This window comes from Streptomyces sp. NPDC007971, assembly GCF_042958635.1.
GTDB lineage: Bacteria > Actinomycetota > Actinomycetes > Streptomycetales > Streptomycetaceae > Streptomyces.
The window spans coordinates 1-19,169 of record NZ_JBIBJK010000046.1; the positions used below are offsets into that span (position 1 = coordinate 1).

General features: G+C 67.3%; 18 protein-coding genes and 2 pseudogenes. 9 read left to right on the forward strand and 11 right to left on the reverse strand.

All coding sequences use genetic code 11. The features are described from left to right. Positions 1 to 969 precede the first annotated feature (969 nt). Positions 970 to 1,587 carry a TOPRIM nucleotidyl transferase/hydrolase domain-containing protein gene (locus tag ACFZCP_RS45310; protein ID WP_391442950.1) on the forward strand — a complete coding sequence of 206 codons (618 nt, stop codon included), beginning with the start codon at positions 970 to 972 and terminating at the stop codon, positions 1,585 to 1,587. A gap of 432 nt (positions 1,588 to 2,019) precedes the next feature. Next, positions 2,020 to 2,493 carry a cupin domain-containing protein gene (locus ACFZCP_RS45315; RefSeq protein ID WP_391442954.1) on the forward strand — a complete coding sequence of 158 codons (474 nt, stop codon included), beginning with the start codon at positions 2,020 to 2,022 and terminating at the stop codon, positions 2,491 to 2,493. 189 nt (positions 2,494 to 2,682) lie between these two features. Here ACFZCP_RS45315 and ACFZCP_RS45320 read toward each other — a convergent pair whose 3' ends face one another. After that, positions 2,683 to 3,048: a hypothetical protein gene (locus ACFZCP_RS45320; protein ID WP_391442956.1), complete on the reverse strand. Its 366-nt coding sequence runs from the start codon at positions 3,046 to 3,048 to the stop codon at positions 2,683 to 2,685. 438 nt (positions 3,049 to 3,486) lie between these two features. Between ACFZCP_RS45320 and ACFZCP_RS45325 the strand changes: the two are divergent. Further along, positions 3,487 to 3,765 (forward strand): annotated as a pseudogene (locus tag ACFZCP_RS45325) (hypothetical protein); the annotation flags it as partial. Here ACFZCP_RS45325 and ACFZCP_RS45330 read toward each other — a convergent pair. Beyond that, positions 3,762 to 4,505: an SDR family oxidoreductase gene (locus ACFZCP_RS45330; RefSeq protein WP_391442959.1), complete on the reverse strand. Its 744-nt coding sequence runs from the start codon at positions 4,503 to 4,505 to the stop codon at positions 3,762 to 3,764. The pseudogene ACFZCP_RS45325 and the gene ACFZCP_RS45330 overlap by 4 nt on opposite strands. 99 nt (positions 4,506 to 4,604) lie before the next feature. On the opposite strand from ACFZCP_RS45330, the gene ACFZCP_RS45335 reads away from it, so the two are divergent. Further along, positions 4,605 to 5,507 (forward strand): LysR family transcriptional regulator, encoded by a 903-nt coding sequence (locus ACFZCP_RS45335; RefSeq protein WP_391442963.1) that lies wholly within the window; start codon positions 4,605 to 4,607, stop codon positions 5,505 to 5,507. Positions 5,508 to 6,044: 537 nt separating this feature from the next. After that, a complete protein-coding gene (locus ACFZCP_RS45340; RefSeq protein WP_391442965.1) occupies positions 6,045 to 6,608 on the forward strand; it encodes an EamA family transporter in 564 nt (187 codons plus the stop codon). Between the two features lie 590 nt (positions 6,609 to 7,198). Here ACFZCP_RS45340 and ACFZCP_RS45345 read toward each other — a convergent pair. The 3 genes and pseudogenes from ACFZCP_RS45345 to ACFZCP_RS45355 form a co-directional block, all read right to left on the reverse strand. Beyond that, positions 7,199 to 7,636 (reverse strand): SSI family serine proteinase inhibitor, encoded by a 438-nt coding sequence (locus ACFZCP_RS45345; protein WP_391442967.1) that lies wholly within the window; start codon positions 7,634 to 7,636, stop codon positions 7,199 to 7,201. A gap of 520 nt (positions 7,637 to 8,156) precedes the next feature. Further along, the gene (locus ACFZCP_RS45350) at positions 8,157 to 8,702 is read right to left on the reverse strand and encodes an MOSC domain-containing protein (RefSeq protein WP_391442990.1); all 546 of its coding nucleotides are present in this window, start codon (positions 8,700 to 8,702) and stop codon (positions 8,157 to 8,159) included. Positions 8,703 to 8,765: 63 nt separating this feature from the next. Further along, positions 8,766 to 8,993: pseudogene (locus ACFZCP_RS45355) on the reverse strand (MOSC N-terminal beta barrel domain-containing protein); the annotation flags it as partial. 11 nt (positions 8,994 to 9,004) lie between these two features. Here ACFZCP_RS45355 and ACFZCP_RS45360 point away from each other — a divergent pair. Next, on the forward strand, positions 9,005 to 9,196 hold the full coding sequence (locus tag ACFZCP_RS45360) for a hypothetical protein (RefSeq protein ID WP_391442970.1): 192 nt from the start codon (positions 9,005 to 9,007) through the stop codon (positions 9,194 to 9,196). Positions 9,197 to 9,225: 29 nt separating this feature from the next. Here the strand turns inward: ACFZCP_RS45360 and ACFZCP_RS45365 are convergent, their stop codons facing one another. The 4 genes from ACFZCP_RS45365 to ACFZCP_RS45380 all read right to left on the reverse strand — a co-directional run bounded on the left by ACFZCP_RS45365 (position 9,226) and on the right by ACFZCP_RS45380 (position 13,465). Next, positions 9,226 to 9,876: a CatB-related O-acetyltransferase gene (locus tag ACFZCP_RS45365; RefSeq protein ID WP_391442972.1), complete on the reverse strand. Its 651-nt coding sequence runs from the start codon at positions 9,874 to 9,876 to the stop codon at positions 9,226 to 9,228. Between the two features lie 347 nt (positions 9,877 to 10,223). Continuing rightward, complete coding sequence (locus tag ACFZCP_RS45370) at positions 10,224 to 10,994, reverse strand: enoyl-CoA hydratase-related protein (RefSeq protein ID WP_391442974.1); 771 nt, start codon at positions 10,992 to 10,994, stop codon at positions 10,224 to 10,226. A gap of 41 nt (positions 10,995 to 11,035) precedes the next feature. Continuing rightward, positions 11,036 to 12,211 (reverse strand): cytochrome P450, encoded by a 1,176-nt coding sequence (locus ACFZCP_RS45375; protein WP_391442994.1) that lies wholly within the window; start codon positions 12,209 to 12,211, stop codon positions 11,036 to 11,038. 564 nt (positions 12,212 to 12,775) lie between these two features. Then, the gene (locus ACFZCP_RS45380) at positions 12,776 to 13,465 is read right to left on the reverse strand and encodes a TetR family transcriptional regulator (protein ID WP_391442976.1); all 690 of its coding nucleotides are present in this window, start codon (positions 13,463 to 13,465) and stop codon (positions 12,776 to 12,778) included. Positions 13,466 to 14,644: 1,179 nt separating this feature from the next. Here ACFZCP_RS45380 and ACFZCP_RS45385 point away from each other — a divergent pair. The 3 genes from ACFZCP_RS45385 (at position 14,645) to ACFZCP_RS45395 (ending at position 17,606) form a co-directional block, all read left to right on the forward strand. Then, positions 14,645 to 15,982, forward strand: coding sequence for a hypothetical protein (locus ACFZCP_RS45385; RefSeq protein WP_391442978.1), 1,338 nt, complete (start codon positions 14,645 to 14,647; stop codon positions 15,980 to 15,982). A gap of 710 nt (positions 15,983 to 16,692) precedes the next feature. Further along, positions 16,693 to 17,061 (forward strand): hypothetical protein, encoded by a 369-nt coding sequence (locus tag ACFZCP_RS45390; RefSeq protein WP_391442980.1) that lies wholly within the window; start codon positions 16,693 to 16,695, stop codon positions 17,059 to 17,061. A gap of 143 nt (positions 17,062 to 17,204) precedes the next feature. Continuing rightward, positions 17,205 to 17,606 (forward strand): hypothetical protein, encoded by a 402-nt coding sequence (locus tag ACFZCP_RS45395; protein WP_391442983.1) that lies wholly within the window; start codon positions 17,205 to 17,207, stop codon positions 17,604 to 17,606. 316 nt (positions 17,607 to 17,922) lie between these two features. On the opposite strand, the gene ACFZCP_RS45400 is transcribed toward ACFZCP_RS45395, so the two are convergent. Continuing rightward, positions 17,923 to 18,588, reverse strand: coding sequence for a nitroreductase family protein (locus ACFZCP_RS45400; protein ID WP_391442986.1), 666 nt, complete (start codon positions 18,586 to 18,588; stop codon positions 17,923 to 17,925). Between the two features lie 254 nt (positions 18,589 to 18,842). Then, positions 18,843 to 19,169: VOC family protein (locus ACFZCP_RS45405; RefSeq protein ID WP_391442988.1), on the reverse strand; the 327-nt coding region annotated here is incomplete at its 5' end.

The window sequence follows — 19,169 nt, forward strand, 5'->3', positions numbered from 1 at the left end:
TGGGTCGTTGTGTGGGTGTTCTGTGCTGTTCGGGGGGTGGTGGTTCTACGGTCGGGGGTAGGACGTGATGTGGGTCCTGTGGGTGGCGTCACGCCCCCGGACCCCTTTTTGGGCCAGATCCGGACGTGATCTCGGTGTCGACCCGACCGTATGAGGCAGTGAATGAGCCTGGTGGTGCGCCAGGAGGCAGTGAGTGAGCCCGGTGGTGCGCCAGGAGGCAGTGAGTGAGCGCGGTGGTGCGCCAGGAGGCAGTGATCGAGCACCGTGGTGCGCCCCCAGGCAGTGAGTGAGGCAGGTTGGTGCGCCATCGGGCAGGAAGTCGGCGCGGTGGCCGGTCGCCCGTCGCGCGGGCTCATCGGCTGACTCCGAGGCCGAACCCGGCCGGGTGCGAAGGTGACCTGAAGGGCCGGGAGCGGGGGTGACGTGAAGGGTCGGGAGCGAGAGGGGGACCTGAAGGAGGGGCTCGGGCTGGCCCGGCAAGATCCCCACCGGACGCCTCGGACGGCTCGTCGCCCAGGGGTCCTGCATCGCAGCCTCTACCAGCGGCGCCCGGTGCCGTACGAATACCTCCCCGCCGACACCGGAGCCGCACCGCTGCCCTGCTCGTCGCCACGCAGGACCGGTCACGTACCCCGGCGGGGGAGCTGAGTGGGGCGAGCCGGTGATCCCCAGGGACATAGGGTGCACGCTGGAGAACCGGCTCTTCAGGCACGCATGGTCCGACTTCCGGCGGGCGGGTGCGGACGTGCGGGGGACCGTACCAACTCCGCCACGAGCAGGCGGATTCGCCCGCGCGGAGACGGTCCCGCACCCCCTCCTCTCCGATGCCGCCCACCAGTTGTCGGCGGCCCTGCGTCTGCCGACCTTCCGCGGCGAGGTCCGACCTGCCGGCTCCGGTGAAGCCCGACGTATCACCCGTCGGCGGAAAACCTCTGGTCTGGTGACCGGAGAAGGGCGCAGACTCGTCTCATGGCTGACATGGGGTCTTTCCGGGAGGCTGTCACTGCGTGGGCGGCCGGAGGTCCCGGTGACCCGGCGCGCGAGCTGGCCGCGCGGCTGACGGTGAAGGTCGCCGTCCTGCTCGAAGGGCCGAGTGACGTCGCAGCGGTCGGCACGCTGGCGACGCGCCGCGGCCGGAACCTGGCGGATGAAGGAGTCTGTGTCCTGCCGATGGGCGGTGCGATGAATGTGGGGCGCTTCGCGCGCCTCCTCGGGCCATCGGGCCTGGACCTGCGCCTCACGGGACTGTGCGACGAGGGGGAGCGCCGCTTCTACGCCCGCGGCCTGGAGCGGGCCGGTGCGGCACACCAGGAGTTCTTCGTCTGCGCGGCGGATCTGGAGGACGAGCTCATTCGCGCGCTGGGGGTGGCACGGGTCGAGGAACTCGTTCGGGAGGAGGGCGATCTGCGTGCCCTGCAGACCTTCCTGCGCCAGCCCGCACAACAGGGCCGCACCTCGCAGCAGCAGCTGCGGCGCTTCCTCGGCACGAAGAAGGGACGCAAGATCCGCTACGGTCACGTCCTCGTCGAGGCTCTCGACCCTGACCGCGTACCCGCCCCGCTCGACGACCTGCTCGCCAGCCTCTGACCGCCTGCGACGCCGGTCTGCTGCAGAGCGCCGGCCCGCACCGACTGCGTGTCGAAGAGGGCCGGCGTTCTGCCTGGCCGATGCCGGGCAAGACCTCGCTCCGGCGCGAGGCCAAGGCACGCTGCTGGCCCCGTAGGACCAAAGTCCCCAGGAGCGCTGGAGCGCTGGAGTGCAGGAGTGCAGGAGCCCGGGAGCCCGGGAGGCCGGGAGCTCACCAACTCGCTAATTCGGGAGTTCAGCGGGTCGCCGTCCGATCCGGGATCTGGTCAAGAAAGCCGAACCGCCGACCGACTGCCCTTGATGCGCCTCCTACGCAAAACCAGGGCACTCAGGAACGACGCCCATCTGGACCTGACGGAGGCGTTCGTCCTCCCCGCAGCATTCAGTGGGCGTGCGTGTTTCCCGTGAGGCGAACTCGGCGACAATGCCGACATGACCGATGATCAGTCGCCGACACCCGCCCGCCCGCTCCTGCGCAGCCCCCAGGACGGTGAGCTCATAGACGTCGCTGGTGTCCCGCACTTCTTCCGGCTCACCGCCGAGCACACAGGCGGCCGCTTCGCCTTCGAGGAGTTCTGTCTCTCCCCGGGCACCATCGGTGCCAGACCACATGTGCACGAAGGACATGACGAGTACTTCTATGTCCTGGAGGGGGAGTTGACTCTTCACACCGGGGAAGACGAGGTGACGGCCGGCCCCGGGTGTCTGCTCGCCGCGACCCGGGGCACCCCGCACGGCTACCGCAATGCGGGACCGCTGCCGGCAAGGGCCCTGTGCCTCTACACCCCGGCCGGCTACGAGAACTACTTCCGCGACGTGCACGCCGCCGTGAGCGCCGGTGCCGAGGTCACCGATGAGTTGCTGGCGGAATTCCGCAGCCGCTACCGGACAACGTCCAGCGGCTGACCTCGGCTGACGATGCGCACGGACCAGTGTCCTTGAGGACCACGTGACCGCCTTGACTGCCCATGGGGGCAGTCGGCTCGGCGATCCGTGAGGGGGAATGCGCAGCGCTCGTCGGCTTGCCTTCTCCGTTGCCGGTACCGAGCCCGCAGCGCCGCGCTCGCCCCGTCGTTCACCAACTCGACCACTACATCATCGGGCCGTCCGCATCTTCAGGGCTTTGAGGGACCAGTCGATCACTGGCGCGAGGGGTTCGGGCGCGGGCCAGCCGTTGATCACGGCGAGGAGGGTGAAGTACCGATCCCTGCGTGGATCGTTCGCGGCTTCCAGACGGTGCGCCAGCCAGCCATGCAGCTGGGCGTCGTCGGGACGCCCGACGGCGAGCGCGCACCCTGCCGTGAGCGTTGCGACGACGGGCTCGGCCTGCGGCGCGTCGGGGCTGATGCCGGATGCCACGGCCGCTCCGACCAGTTCGCGGGTGACGGCGACAACGTCCGGGCGCGGTGGCCCGGCGACGCGGTCGGGCAGGGTGGGGTTCAGCCGCCGTGTCGTGAGCACGTGGTGCCGGCAGCCAGGCCGCCGCGCTCGCCACGGTGTTCAGACTCGTCGAGTACGCCCGGACCCGCTGGCGCGTGATCACCGGAGCCCACCTCGTTCCCCTGGTCCGCGCCGGAGCCTGCTTCGAGAACGGCCGCCTCGTCGAGCGCCCCAAGGCAGCAGCCGGACGAGGACGGCGGTCCAGCCGGTCCACGATGGAAAGCAGTCGCCCTGTCGAAGCGGCCACGCCAGTGCTGTGACCGCATGGCTTCGCCGGGTCGGTGGTCGTGGCGGTTGGATGTGCGGTGACGTCCGATCCGATCGCTGGAGGTGCGGTGGCCGAGCCTGTCCGTGTGCGCAGACTGACCGACCAGGAGGGGCAGAAGCCGCAGCAGATCATGCCTCGGGGCAGCACCAGTTCGGTGCGCTACCGGCGGGCGATGATGCTGCTGGCCTCGGCCGGCGGGAACCGGGTGGGCGAACCCCACCGAGGCGCACTTTGGACCGCTGCGGCAGTTCACCGTCGCCAACTCGAACTATCCCCACTACACCGTGCAGACCCGAGCCCTCCACGCCTACTTGCGCCGGCGCAACGCCAACGCCCGCCACCGCGACGTCCTGGCCGCCGAGCGCAAGGAACGCGCTCGCATCCGCAGCGAGGGGGGCATCCGCTGGGGTGGACTCCCCTTGCCGCCGCGGCCTGAACAGCCGGGGAACCTATGCGGTCGGAGCACCTAGAGTTGCGAAGCCCCTCCGTCGACAGGGAACTCCGTTCCCGTCGAGAAGGTCGCGCCGAACGCCAAGTACGCCACCGCGGCGGCCACTTCCTCGGACATCCCCAGCCGCTGCATGGGGTTGGTGCTCCGGTAGGTGTCCTTCATCGTCTCGACGACGTCGGCGGGCAAGGAGCGGTCCAGGACGCCGGTGTCGATCGGGCCGGGGCTCACGGCATTGACGCGCACCTTGCGCGGCAGCAACTCGCGGGCCAGGGTGCGCGTCATCGACCGCAGGGCTGCCTTGCTCGCCGAGTAGACACTGAGCGCGTCGAGGCCCAGGACGTTCACCACAGACGTGGTGAGGACCACGCCGCTTCCCTCGCGCAAGAGCGGCGCCAACGCCTGCACCGTGAAGTACGGGCCCTTGGTGTTGATGCCGAACAGCGCGTCGTACATCTCCTCCGTCGTCGAGTCGAACGGTGCGGACGCAGTGACACCGGCGTTGACGAACAGCGCGTCCACCGCGCCGAAGCGCTCCCTGACCGTGTCAGCCAGCGCCTCGATGTCCTTCAGGTGCGCGGCGTCGCTGCGGACGGCGACCGCTTTGTCCCCCAACTGCTCCAGCGCGGCGTCCAGGGTGGATCGGGTGCGGCCGGTGATCAGTACGCGCGCCCCACCGTCCGCGAACAACCGGGCCGTAGTCAGGCCAATTCCGCTGCTTCCACCCGTGATCACGATCTTCTTGCCGTCATAAGTGGTCATGCCCCCAACCCAAATCTCCACCCGCACTCCCTGTCCAAGACCTGTTCCGTATGCCGTCATGTCCCAGGCGTATGACGACACGCGACGTACCCTGGGCGGATGGACGTCGATCTGCGGCTCGTGCGCTATTTCACGGTCGTGGCGGAGTACGGCAACTTCGGCCGGGCCGCCACCAGGCTGCACCTGGCGCAGCCGTCGCTGAGCCGTCAGATCCAGCGACTGGAGGCTCAGCTGGGGGTCCGGCTTTTCGACCGTTCGCCGCAGGGCAGCAGCCTCACCGACGCCGGTCAGGCGTTCCTGCCCAGGGCCCGGATACTGCTCCAAGAGGCCGAGCAAGCCGCTCGCACGGCCAGAGCAGCCGCCCAGCCCCGCACCGTCACCATCGGCTACGCCGAAGGACTGGTCATCACCGCCTGTGTGCAGGAACTGCGCCGCCAGCACCCTGACGGCCAGGTCCGCACCCGGCACCTCGGCTGGCGGGACATGCACGCCCTCGCCGAGGGGCGGGTCGACGCCCTCGTCGCGTACAGGCCGCTGTCCTTCCCCACGGACGGCTTCCGGGTGACCAGGCTCCATGAGGAGTCGCGGGTTCTCGTCACGTCGGCCAGACATCATCTGGCGAAAGAGAAAGCTGTCAGCCTGCGGACTCTGTCGGCCGAGGAACTGGTGGCCTGCGTCAGCACTCCGGTTGTCTGGAGCACGCCCAAGCCGGTCGGCGACCGCCCGGCACCACCCCCGCCTGCGATCGACGACAGCTACGAGGACAAGCTGGAACTCATCGCCACCGGCCACTGTGTCGCGATCTTCCCTGCCGGCGATCGACGCGCTGCTGTGCGCAAGGACATCGCCCTGGTGCCGGTCATCGACATCGATCCCTGCGAGGTCGTACTCGTCACGCGCGCTGACGACCCCAATCCGCTGCTCGGACCACTGGAAGACGTCGCACGTTCATTGCTCGGCACTACCTCCCGATGGGAGAACAACGAACTGCCGGTCAACTGACCCCCCATGGCCTCTGCGAGGTGTTCCACATGGCTGTCGCCGCGCTGCACGGTCAGCGGGGCTGTCGTCCGCTCCCGCTCGGTGTGGGCCCGACTCCGCCGATTTCCTATTCCCTCCGTCAGCCGTACATCGCCACGCGTACGGACACGCAAGTGCGCCACCGAGAGGACGGGGATTGCGGCTTACCGACGGAGTCGAGCGTGTTCCACCTCCCCAGATCCACCGCGACGGACATCTGCCGGTTGTCGTCGGTACGGATCATGGTGAGCGTGCCACCGCCACCGCCACCGCCTCAGACGGCGCCGCCGCGACCCCGGAAAACACTCTGGCCGGCGCCCCGTCGGGTGCGGGCCCGAAACCGTAGTCGCAGTCGAGGATCTTTCCCTCCTGGGAGACGACCGAAGCGGTCTGCGCCGGCCTGCTGGCGTCCGGCCCGCGTCGTGCCGACGCACCGCCGCGGCCACCGGCGTCGTCCTGGCGGCCTATCAGACGGCCTACTTCGGCGCAGTCCAGGACGCCGGACTCGCCCTCGGCACCATGGTCACCCTCGGCGCGAGCCCGATCCTGGTCAGCGCCGGAGCGCACGTCCTTCTGGAAGAGCGGCTCACCAGGCGTGGCACCGCCGCGATCGGGACCGCGCTGCTCGGCCTGTTGCTCCTGGTGGCGGGTCCGGTCTCCGGTCCCCGCCCCGTTCCGGGCATCGCGCTGGCCCAGCTCTCCGCCGTCGGCTACAGCGCCGTCACCCTGCAGGCCCGCCGCACCGGGAAAGCAACCGCGGACGCGGAGACGTGGAGTGCCGGGGCACTGTGCCTGCTGCCGTTGGCGCCGGCCCAGGGAGCCTGGCCCCGCGCCGACCACGTCGCCGAGTCCGCCGGCTGGCTCGTCTTCCTCGGTGTCGTACCGACCCTGCTCGCCTACCGCTGGTACTTCTCCGGGTTGACCACGGTCCGCAGCACTACCGCGGCCGTGCTTGTGCTCCTCGAACCCACCACTGCCGCGTTTCTCGCCGTCCTGCTCGGCGAGCAGATCAGCAAGTTCCTGGTCCTCGGGGCGGTCCTGCTGCTGACGGCCATCGCCGTCCTGGCACGAGACACATCCTGAGCCCGTGGCCCTCGCCCCGGCCGGCCGAAGAGGGCTACCCAGCTGAACTGATGCACCGTTCCTGACAGTCGTTCCGTCCCGTCCGGAACGGACAGCAGCATGAAGACCGCCGGCTCAGACGCAACAGTCATAGAGGCTGTCACGTCAGTTGAGTCAACCGACGCCAGGCGCGGGCTCATTGACCTCAAGGCCGGGGATGGATCGGGCCTCCTTATCCGCTGAAAGGCCGAGACGTCCTCGGGCGCCATCACCGGCTCGGGGCTGAGGGGGCCGAGTGCCGAAATCCAAGCCGGCCAAGGTGCGGAACGGCCGGGGCACCCACTCGCATTCGGTGGTGCATGAGACGGTGAGGCCGGTGGCATGGCTGGCCCGTAGCCCCCCGCCACCGGCCTGCTTGGCTGCGCACATGGTGAGGAGTGACGGCCTGGGAGGTGTGAGGCCGTGCCGGGTGCTTCACCTTCTGGGGCGCCGGCTGCCGCTGAGGCTGCCCTGGTCCGTCCCAACTGCCGGGACGTGCAGGCCGGCGACAGCCGAGAAGAAGCACGTCTCCCTCCAGCCCGTGTGCCCTGGCCATGGCGCATCATGTGAGGTCAGAAACTGAAGAGGCTGTTCTGATCGACCGCGTGGTTCATTTCGCACGCGTTCGCAAAGGTGTGTTTCCACGAGGTGCGCGTTCCCTGCCAGACGCCGTCGGCCGTGATCGTGACGGGGGACCAGAGCCGCATACAGGCCTGGCCGGGCGTCGAGGACAGCAGGGAGTCCAGCTGACCGTCGGCGGTGCGTAGATCGGCGCAGGCCGCGGCCGGGGAGGGATGGGTGCCGGACGCACCGGGCGCGCAGCTCAGTGTGACGGCGCGAGCTGCGGTGTCGGTCGATCCTCCGGGGTAGGACACGGTCAGGACCAGTGCCGAGGGCGCGTAGAGGCTGGTCGGCGCAGCGGTGGCTGTGACCGAGGTCGCGGCGAGTACCGCACCGATCACGCCGACGGCGGCTGCGGTGGTGCCGACGAGGCGCAGGTTCATGCTCATGGAAGCTCCTTCATGACGGTCGGGAGGCCTTGTGGGCCGGGAGAAGCTTCGCCGGAGCAACGGAGCAAGGCCAGTTGACCAAACGTGTTTCAGACGTGCCCAATCTGTGTGCGTGATGTGAATCCCATGCTCGCAGGTCGCGAGCGTGCTCCCGCCCGTGAAGGTCTTCATTCACAGTGAATGTGTTTGAATCTGACCAGTCTTGGGGACAGGAAGGGCCAGGTCGGCGAGGTGGCCGTACCTCGCAGAATGGCCGGAAGCCAGGGCGTACGGCTGCGTTCTCCAGGTGCGCCGGATGCAACGCGCGCAGGTTGTGCGGGCGTTGGCCGGACAGACGTCCCTGGTGGTCTCCTGGGTGCGTCGACAGGGCTTCTGCCGAGGGCAACGGCGTGCTCGGTGCTGCCGGGTTCCTCTCACCGAGCCCGCCTGATCGAGTCTTCCCGCAGCCTGACCGAGTCCCTCGCCGTCTGCCCGGGTTCCCCCCCGCCCATTCCTGCCACTGCGGGGGGCCCGGTCAGGATCAGTCCTGCACCGTGAGGGAGTCACCCAGCCGGACCGGGCCGGGTTCGAGGACATCCAGGTACACCCCGAAGCATGCAAGCCGGCCCAGGTCGAAGACCGGTACACGGTGTTCGCGGGCGATGACGCGCATGATGTCGGGGTCTGCTTTCAGCTCGTCATGGCTGAGCGTGGGGACCACGCACCGGGGCGTGGGCACCAGGACGCGAAACAGTGCCTCGCCCACGCGCAACCGGCGGTCCCGCCACCCGTCCTCCACAAAGGCCGGCTCCTTGCCGGTGTCGACGACCAGGTTCGGTCGGAAGCGACGTGCATCGAAATCGCCGGAGGGACAGACGGCCCGGAGCCTGGCCAGGGAGGAGGTGGTGACGAGATGAACCCGGCCGAAATCGAAGAACGTTCCCGGCGAGACCCTGCCGACGGTGATCTTTTCTCCTGTGCCGTCCACCGACGCCGTCGCCCGTACGATGTCCGGCACACCGCCTTCGTACTCGGGCACCGCACGTTCCAGCGCGCTGTCAGCCGGCGCGCTCGCCGAGAGGGTCACCGGACGGCCCAGCAGCTCGGACAGCCCGGTATCCAGCTCGGGATCCCCGGCCGTGAGGGGCGCTCTGCCCGGAAGTTCGACCTCGACGCCGCCATCAGCCACCCGGCTCCGACAGCCGAGGAGCTTGTCCCACTTGCGCGGGTGCTTGGCACTGCCGATGCCACCGCTCCCGTCGAGAACGGCGTGCGTCCGGTCCCCGGACACCCCCGCGTGAGTCACCATCACGGACGGGAGAGCCTCGCCGAGCATGGACTTCACTGGATACCGGCGTATCGCCGTCACAGTCCCCATGGAGATCAATCATGACGGCAGGACGGAACGGGGGCGCCCAAGTCGATCTCAGCGGTCCAAGGACGAGTTGCCAGGACCCCGCCCCGGCCCGGCACTTCGAGGAACGCGCGTGTCAGGCCGACCGGGACGGCCTGTGCGACGTCGACCTGCTGGAACGGGCCGTCGTGGGCGATCTCCCAGAAGGGACGTTCCGCACGGGCTGATGCGCCCGCGCGGGATCTCCGTACCTGTGTCATGCGGGCTGGCGACCCGGGGCTGCGGCTTCCAGGTCGGCGATGGTGCCCGACATGATCGTGCGCACGTGCTCGGTGATGTGCTCCGCGGGCCAGTCCCACCAGGCCACAGCCAGCAGCCGGGCGACGTCCTGGGCGTCGTAGCGGGTGCGGATGAGGCGGGCCGGGTTGCCGCCGACGATGCCGTAGTCGGGCACGTCGCCGGTGACCACGGCGCCGGAGCCGATGATCGCGCCATGGCCGATCCGTACGCCCGGCATGATGGTTGTCCCGTGGCCGAACCAGACGTCGTTGCCGACGACGGTGTCGCCTCGGTTGGGGAGGCCGGTGAGCAGATCGAAGTGTTCTGACCAGGAGCCGCCCATGGTCGGGAAAGGGAAGGTCGAGGGGCCGTCCATGCGGTGGTTCGCGCCGTTCATGATGAACCGCACGCCCGTGCCCAGCGCGCAGAACCTGCCGATGATCAGCTTCTCCGGTCCGTAGTGGTAGAGCACGTTGCGGGTCTCGAACGCGGTCGCATCGTCCGGATCGTCGTAATAGGAGTACTCCCCGACCTCGATCAGCGGGGACTTCACGAGCGGCTTGAGGAGCACCACGCGTGGCTGTTCAGGCATTGGATGGAGGATGGTCGGGTCGGCAGGCACAGGCATGGGGGGAGGGGTTCCTCACCGGTAGACGGTCCGTGACCGATCCATGATCGTGACTGTGAGCCGTCCTGGACACCGATTTACCAGCTGCACATCGGATCTGGTGACGCGGCAGGAGCTTGCCCTCACGCTTGCAGCAGTGGCTCGATCCCTTCCCCCGTGTTCGTCACCCGACGACACGTCAGACCGACGAGCCGATGATCTGAAGGAGACGCTCCAGATCTCGAGCCACTGCTCGTGACATTTCCGCTTCGCTCACGCACGACCCCCGTCCTCCACCGCCCGTGTGCTGTTGTGCCGATCCTTACGCTACGAATACGACGACTGAGGCACGGTGACCCGGGGCGCGGTCACCGGCGGCGAGCCAGCTGCCGTCGGATGTAGGCACCTGTCAGCAGTGCCGGATCGTAGAAGGAACCAGCCGAGAGCCGGGCTGCGTTGGCGCGGGCGTTCAGCATGTCCTTGGTCATTCGCATGGCCGTGGGATCGCGACGGAGAGCCGGTTTGACCCAATGCGCAATGGAATCATCCAGCTCGTCCAGCGGGACGACCTTCTGCAGAATGGACATGTTCCTGGCCCTTTCGGCGTCGAACTGATCAGCTGTCAGAAGCAGTTCGCGAACCGAAGCCTGCCCCGCCTCCGCCTGGAGGCGATCCAGGATCCCGCCCCAGGCCGGCGGAAGTCCCAGCGCGACCTCCGGCATACGGAATCGGCAATTGGCCGCCCCGACCCTCAGATCGCAGAAGACCGCAAGGCCTATGCCGGCCCCTATGACATCGCCCTGTAGCCGGGCGATGGTCATCACCTTCGACCTTTCGAGAGCCTCGCAGACGCGGACGGCCTTGTCGCCGTACGCGTGAAGTGCGCCCCCGGAGGGATCCTCGTCGATCAGCGCCATGAACTCGGAGCGATCTCCCCCCTGGCAGAAGTGCTCCCCTGCGCCGGACAGCACCATCACCCGAATGGTCCGGTCGTCTTCAAGGTGATTCAGCACCTGCAACAGTTCGCTGAGGACCTGCGAGGACAGTGCGTTGCCCTTGTCCGGCCGGTCCAACTGGACTCTCAGGACGCGCCCTTCATCGGTCTCACTTACACGAAGGGTCTTGAAGTCGTTCATCATGACGGCTGGTCTTTCCGTTCCTGGGGTATCCGGTGGGAAGGTCAGGCGAGGGCCAGTTGCAGCGATCCCATGCGCCGGAAGGCGACTCGCGGCGCCCACTGCGGGGCGGAGTTGATACGAAGCCTCACAGGTCGCTTGAGAAGTGCGTCGAGCAGGACTGTCGCTTCCAGGCGGGCCAGGGCGCTGCCGAGGCAGTAGTGGATTCCTGCGCCAAAACTCAGGTGAGAGGTCGGTGTTTTGGACGTCGCGGGGCACCCTCCGTGGAGCCCGCGCCCGCGCCGCAGGTCGAAGGCGTGAGGATCGGCGTACTCGGTCGGATCGTGATGCGCGGCACCGACCATGAGCTGCACCATCTCGCCCTCCGGCACGACGACTCCGCCGAGTTCGGTATCCGAGGGTGCGACGCGGCTGATCATGTGGATAGGTGCGTCGTAGCGCAGGACCTCTTCGACCGCATCCGGGACCAGCTCGGGTTGTTGCCGCAGCAGATCCAGTTGGCGAGGGTGTTCGAGCAGCAGGCGCACGGCGTCGGCCAGCACATGGGCCGTGGTCTCCAAGGCCGCGAGGATCATGAAGAGCGCGAGGGAGTGAACCGTTTCGTCGACGATGGCCCGGTCGGGTTCGAGTTCGTCCCAGGTCCGGATCCAGGACGAGACCGGATCATCCCCGGGTGCCTTTCGGCGCTCATTGATCAGTTCGGAGAAGTAGTCACGCAGTCGAGCGGTCGCGGCGTCGGAGAGCGCGCGCTCGGTCGACGTGGGAAACAGCTCCTGTGTGTGCACTTGATCATGGGTGAGGGATCGCAGGAGGTCGTAATCGCTTGATGGCAGTCCCATCCACTCACCGATGGTGATGACGGGGATTTCGTCACCGACTAGACTGACGAAATCGGCCGGGCCTTCACGCAATTGCTCGGTGAACCGATCGAGTAAGCGCTCGACTGCCTTCTCGATGGAAGGGCGGAGGGCAGTCAGTGAACCCTGGTGGAATACGTTTCCCAGCGATCTCCGCTTGCGCGCGTGATGGGGTGGATTGAGCATGGGGAGTGATCCGCCTATCTGCAGCGATGCCGGTGAGCTCCAACGGTCCGCATCCTCTTGTCGAGTACGCCAATTGCGATCCGGGACCAGCCACGACTTGTCTCGGAGAACGCGATTGCACAGACGGTAGGAAGTGACCAGGAAACCGCCCCAGGGTGCCGGCATGACTTCGCCCATCGCCCGGAGGTGCTCATAGGTTGGTAGTGGATTCGCTTGGCCGTTACTTCTACGTAGTCGGGCGAAGAGCGAAACCAGTTGGCGCCGTCGATCAACGACGGTCGCGGCCATGGGGGATTCCACGGCGACTCCTTCGGGAAGATCACATAATAATCGCCAGCCCTGTCTACCCCGCTGGAGAAACGATCATGCGCATGACATGTGTTCATGCCTGTTGCGCGGATCACGTTTTTACGGGTTCGCGGCCTGCCTTCTTGCTTTGAGACGGTTACTGCCGGAGGGTTCCTCGCAAGGCAGCTCTCCTTGGGTGAAGTCGTGTCCGTCTTTTCCGTATTCCATGGGCACAAAGAGAGACGAGCCGTAGTAAACGTTCGAACAAGGTCAATATCCGGCATCGTCGTGCCCGACTGGGCATGCCTTGGGCTCTCCGGGCGCGCGGTCGCGGATCCCGGAGAGTCGATTCCCATGAGAAATGTGGGAGCAGCACGCACAGTCCGTCGCGCTTCGGCGGTGCGGCGTCAATGCCTGATCACGCCCCAGGAGCGCCCGACTGGTCCAGGCGTTTCACTCCTGGGCGAATTCTTTCGAGGCTTGCTCTTCGAGGAATGCTGCGTAGAGCCGGCATCCTCGATCTGCCGCGAAATCTATCTCTGGCAGGACTTCTGGGTTCGCAATGGCAAGCATCAGGTTCTTGTACAACCGCGACACCCGTTCTTCGACACCGCCAAGATGCCCATCGACGTTGTTCGCCATGAGGACCACCCCGGACCATGCGGCCGCGATCTGGTACGCCTGCTCCGCAGGATTGATGAAAGATTTGACCTCGCCCCTTTGCTGGGCCTCGGCCACTTGACCGGTATTGAAGGTGATCCAGTCCGGCCAGGGGGTTCCGTAGCTGTCCGGTGCATCCTTGTGGAAGGAAAGAAGCAGGGCGGCAAGAAGAGTGTCCTCCCTGGCAATTCTGTACCCCAGGATCAGGCCGATATCGACCACTTCTTGGAGCTTGACCCTCTGCGGCCTCAGGCCGTTCATGGTGAGCGTGTTTTCCATGATGGCCTGCGCCAGCGACAGCTTTCCATCCGGGTAATGCCGGTAGAACGCCCCCTTGCTCGTGTCTGCGGCATCGATGATGTCGTTGACCGAAGCCCCGTCGTAACCTTTCGCTACGAATACCAGACCCGCAGCGTCAAAGATTCGCCGCTTGGTGTCTATGGCACGCTGTTGCTGCCTTCGTGGTTTCCGTGGCGCGGTCATTCGATCTCACCTTCGATGCCCACTCCACTGTCCGAGCTTGGGTGGGCTTGATCCGGGACATGCTGGTTGACGTGTTCGGTGGATGCCTGATCATGGATTACCGCGATCCCGGAGAGGTTCGCGCGCGCGAATGGACGTTCAGCCTGGGTTGCGCTGATGGGAACCCGTCCCGGGGTCTTGCTGCACCCATGCGGGCACTCTCGTATTCCTGAAAACACCCCCGTAGTTTTCAGGACAAGGACGCCGAAGAAGTCGCAATTACCCGAGCAGGCTTCGCGCGCCCTAATCAGCTCGCCAATACTACCTATGTTTTCCATTGCCTGCGACGTGGCGTCAGGGGGGATTGTATCCGCGGACATATATCCATCGTCGTGACGGTGGATGTGGATTTGCCCTCAAAGTCCCGCGGTGGCTGTCGGTGTGGTCGGTTCCGGACAACCCTGACGCCGGAGGCCGGCGAGGCGGGAGGCCGGGACCATCGCGCGAGCGGCCGCCAGTCAGGGGCTGCCCTGACTGGCGGTCTCATTCGGCTGCGTCCAGGACGCTTGAGCCCTCTTGCCCGGAACCCTGCGAATGGCTGGCAACCGGCCCCCTGGTCGATGTGTGATCCATGTTCGCTTGACGTGTCGCAGACAGGGTTCCAGACTTGGCGCCGAAAGAACAGACCGAATGGTCCCTTCTAGCGCCACAGGATGATGTGCAAGTTGAATGTTTCACCTTATTGGGGTGGTGGGTCATGCTGGCTGAGAGTGCCAGGTCAGTCAGCTGCTCTGGCTGAGAGGTCAACTCCAAGGGTCTGGATGCAAGTCCTGTAGCTGGAGGCCCGCACGGCGCGCTTGGCTTGACCGGTCAGGCGGAATGGACCATGTGGTCGCGACTGGATCAAGTATCCACTCGCGAGCGGACCAGTGCTGCGAGCTGCGCCGACGTCGCCGCTGAACTCGCACTCTGTGTCCGGCGGTCATATCGCTGAGGCGGACCAGAAGAGACTACTTGGTCCATATTTTGGTCCACGTCAACACAGGGGGAAGCATGCATGCGACGCGCGCCTGCACGAAGTGCCCGGCACCGGGCATCCGCACGGCTCCACGCGCCCAGCAGTGAGTCGCGTGACCGCTCGACGGCTCAACACCCCTGACACGCCGCCCTGCATCATTCCCAGCCCTGGAGCCCGTTCCCATGGCCATCACCTCCGCCACGCCCGTGGTCGCTCCCCGGTTCCACGCCGCGGTCGGAACCGCAGCGGTCGTCGCCCCGTACCGCCGATGCAGCTATACGGAATCCTTCGCGCGGCAGGGATGGCGGACCGTGGCCGTTGAACTGGACGCCCGGCACCGGCCACCGGCGCTCGGCGGCGCAGGCACGGCAGGCGGCTACGCGGACGCCGTCGAACATCGTGGGACGCTGCGCCGAACGGTCAAGCTGCTGCGGGGGATGGGAGTGACGGCCGTCGTCGCAGGGAGCCCCGCGGGGTGTGAGCTGGCGGAGCGGATCGCCTGGCAGCTGGGCCTTCCCGGAGCTGATCCCCTGACGTCCCGGCTGCGCTACGACCGCGGCGCCCAGGCCGCCGCATTGACCCGAGCCGGCATCCCGGCGGCGCGCACCATCCGCACGACGAGTCTGGCCGAGGCCCTGGCCTGGGCAGAAGCCTGTCCCCTGCCCCGCTACACGCTGGCCCCGGCCGTGGTCGGCACACCGGTGGAGTCGCTGATCTGCGCAAGCCCCCTCCAGATCAGCGCGGCCTGGCTGTCGATGAAGCGAGCGGCTGCCCGGTATTCCGGTGACGCGCACCTGGTCCTCGCCGAAGAACTGTCCGCCCGCCGGTTCGTGGTCAACTGCGTGAGCCGCCCCGGCTGGGGCGGCCGGCCCGACCACGTGATCACCGACGTGTGGGCCGAGACGCGCACTTCCGAGGGGCATCCGGACCGTACCGATCTGCTGAACCGTCACGAACTGCTGTCGCGAGGCCTGTCGATGTACATGCTGCGCGTGCTCGACGCCCTCGGGGTGGTCTGCGGTCCGGTCACCGCACGCGTCGCCTATGACAGGGGCGGGGGACCGCTGCTGGTTTCTGCGCTCGCGGCGCCCGGTATGTCGTTGGCCGACGAGGCCCTGCGCAGGGCGACGGGTCGGGACCGCGCCACCGACGCACTGGACGCCTGGATCCCTCTCCCACCCAAGCGCCTCGTTCCCACACCCACCGGGCACCAGATCGTGCGGGTTCATCTGCATCCCGGAAGCGCAGGCGGCATTGGCCCACGACTCGGGAATGTCCTGTGCCAACTGCCCACCGTGGTCGCTGTCGGCGAGCACGTTCCGTCGCACACGACAGTCGTCGACGGCTCACCGTCGGGCGCCGAGGTTGTTCTCAGCAGCGCCGACCCGCAAGCCGTTGAGGCGGACTACCGCGTTATCCGAGCCTTTGAGGGCGAGGGCGAGGGCGAGGGCGAGGGCGAGGGCGAGGGCGAGGGCGAGGGCGAGGGCGTCGGCGTCGGCGTCGGCGGGAGGCGAAGGTGAGGGTGAGGGGCCTTGTGAAGGTGAAGGTGAGAGCCTCGGCCGTGGAGGCTGCCCGTGACCGCGGTCGGCACGTCCCCCGCGCCCCGCGCTCCAGGAGGAACCCCATGTCGCGAACCCACCCTGGCATGCTCGTGATGACTGGCCACGCGATTCCCAGGGAACAGAAGCCGGGCAGCGTCCGATACGAGCGCGAAGCCACAGGACACCTGTGGGAGCAGAAGCGCGACACTCACTGGCCCAGGTCATCCCCATGTGCCCAGCGCATGCCGAAGAGACCCAAGATGCCGTAGACACGCCGGTACCGCGGGTACCACCGAACGGCCACATATCGCCGGAGTCGGCCCCTTCTTCATTGATGGGCAGAGGGGCCGCGAGTTCGTCTGGCCCACCGCCGACGACGAACTCGCCGCGCAGAGCAAAGCCCTGGGACGGGACGCTCCGCCGCATGACGAAGGCCCGGCAGAGGATCCCACGTCCTCGGACGGGAGGCCTCGTCACCCGGCCAGGCCGAAAGTCCGGAAACATCTCGGAGATCACGTATGACCACCTCGTCACTCCCCAGCCAGGGCAGCGGCCCCGGCAGCGACTTCGTCGCCGTGCACGATCCGTCTGGCCCGGATCTCGCGAACGATGCGCCGCAGCACAACCCGGCTCCCTGGGCAGCGTATGTGAGTCCTGTGGCCCCACCGTTGGGGTGCAAGGTGTGCGGTGTGACACCGACTGCCCCTGTCACCATCCGTGCCCACCGCGGACTCGTCGTGATCATGCGGTGGCGTCGCGCCGACGGGCCGTTCTGCGGCTTCTGCGGCATCGCGCTGGTGCGTGAGATGGCCACTGCAACGCTCCGGCAGGGCTGGTGGGGCGTAGGCTCCTTGATCATCGGCGCCCCGGTCGCGCTGATGTCGAATCTGCTCGCCTATCGCAAGCTGCGCCGGCTCCAGCTGGCCGTACCCGTACCCGGGACAGTCCGTCCCCGGCTCGGCAAACCCGTCCTGCACCGCCCATCGGCGTACGTGGCGCTCATCCCCTTGATCTGGGCTGTCGTTGTGATCACTCACCTGGTCCTGTCGGCATCCTGACGCGGGCCGTGAGGCCCCGGCCTCGCCACGAAGGGACCGGAGTCCGAGGCTGCCGCAGGAAATGGGCAGGCTGCCAACGGCTGTACATGGCCCAGGGCGTGGGCACGATCGGCAGCCCGCGCTCTCGATGACAACGGGGGCGCATGCGACGATCGTGGTGTGGAAAGCCCGAATCCCTCCTTCGCCTGCGCCTGCTGGCCGAGGCGCTGACCGTGCTGGCTGCTGACGCTCAGACACAGGTGGCCTGGCTGGTGAGGCATCGTGTGGGGGCGGACGAGATCGCCTTGGACTTCGAGCACGCCTTGCGTGTGGCGGAAGGCCTGGCGGAGGAGAGCCTCCTTGATCGCGCCGTCCTGCTTCATCTGCGGGAGATCGATGCCGTCTTCAACGGGATGAGCGGAGCCGAGAGCACTGACAGATGGAGGCTTGACGCGTTGTCTGCTGACGAGGGATGGGCTCGGACCCGGGAGCTGGCGCGCTTGGTTCTTGTTGCGCATCTGGGGGGATGGGAGAAGCCTCTTCCGCAGATCGGGATCATTCGATAGTCGCGCTCGGCCGTTCTCACTTGTGCGGCCCACTCGTCGGCAGGCCCGTGGCTCTCGGAGGGCACCTGATAGATGTTCAGGATGTTGCTTGCTGCCTGGGTACCGTGCACGTTCGCGGCGGTGATGGCGACGGCCAGGACCAGGCCGAGGTGCCGGTGATCAGGTGGCGCTTGCGCGCTACGCCGCGGCCCCAGCGGACCAGGTCGTGGCGACTACGGTAAGTTGTCCGATCCAGATCAGGGATCTGGGCGTCGGTGAGCAGCTCGCGGGATACCTCGGGTGAGGGCCTGTCCTGTGGATCTTGGCCGGCTAACGGTCACGTCCCGATGAAGGTCACTGTCTCTGTCATGTCCGCCCGTCCGGTGCGCAGTCGTGGCACGCCATCCTTCTCGAATCCCACTGCGACGCCGCAGAATAGTACGAGTCCGTCATCGGCTCCGACTGTCTCACCGACAGTCTTGCGATAGGTCGTCCACATCACCTGAGGGCAACTGTGCAGCCCTTCCGCCCTCAGCAACAGCATGACGGTCTGCAAGTACATCCCCGCGTCGCCCCACTGTCCGGGACCCATCGCCCGGTCGAGGTAGCAGAACAGCACGACCGGCGCTCCGAACGCTTCCGAGTTCAGGGCGGCGATCTTCCGGGGCCTGTCGAGGTCGTCGCGCTCGATTCCCAGCGCCTGGTAGCGCTGGGCGGCCGCGGCGGAAAGGCGGTCCAGATACGGCGAGGTCAGGTCGGCCGGGTACATCGGAAACTCCCGCTCATCACCCGGGTCTCCCGCCCTTGCCCTGGCCGTCGCGCGCCTCTTCAATTCTGCCAAGGGCTCGCCGGTCACGACGTACACATGCCACGGCTGGAGATTCCCGCTCGACGGAGCCCGCGTGGCTGCAGCCAGCACTCGTTCGAGTATCTCCTTGGGTACAGGGTCATCGCTGAACGCCCGCACGGCCCGGCGACTGTCCACGGCCTCATACACATCCACGTCTTCCCGCCCTCTCACTCACCTCTGTGCGACACCGCGTCCCTCCGGTGATGCCGCAGCGGACGACCAGCCGTCAGCGTGATGAGCGCTTCCGAGGAGGTCCGAGTGTTGTGGTCGGGGGGCGAGTTGATCTCGTCCCCCGACCCGCAAGGTCTCGCCGCTCGAACCGGCCGGGGTGCGACAGCCCGGCCCACCCGGGGGCGTGGCATATGAGCACACAGGGTCATGGGCCGGGATGTCGTCAAGGCTCCGTGTCAGGACCGGCCGAGGACGCAGAACTCGTGGCCCTCCGGGTCGGCCATGCACTTCCACCGAACGTCGCGCTGGCCGACGTCGAGGTCCGTGGCACCGAGGGACCGAAGCCGGGCCACCTCCGCCTCCTGATCGTCACCGGGGTACGGCAGGAGGTCAAGATGGACGCGGTCCGGCACGGTCTTCTTGCCGGCGCGGAGGAACTCGAGGTACGGGCCGACACCCTTGGCGGAGCGCAACACCGCATGATCGTCGGTCACTTCGTGCAGGGTCCAGTCCAGCGCCTCGCCCCAGAACCGCGCCATGGCGCGCGGATCCACGCAGTCGAC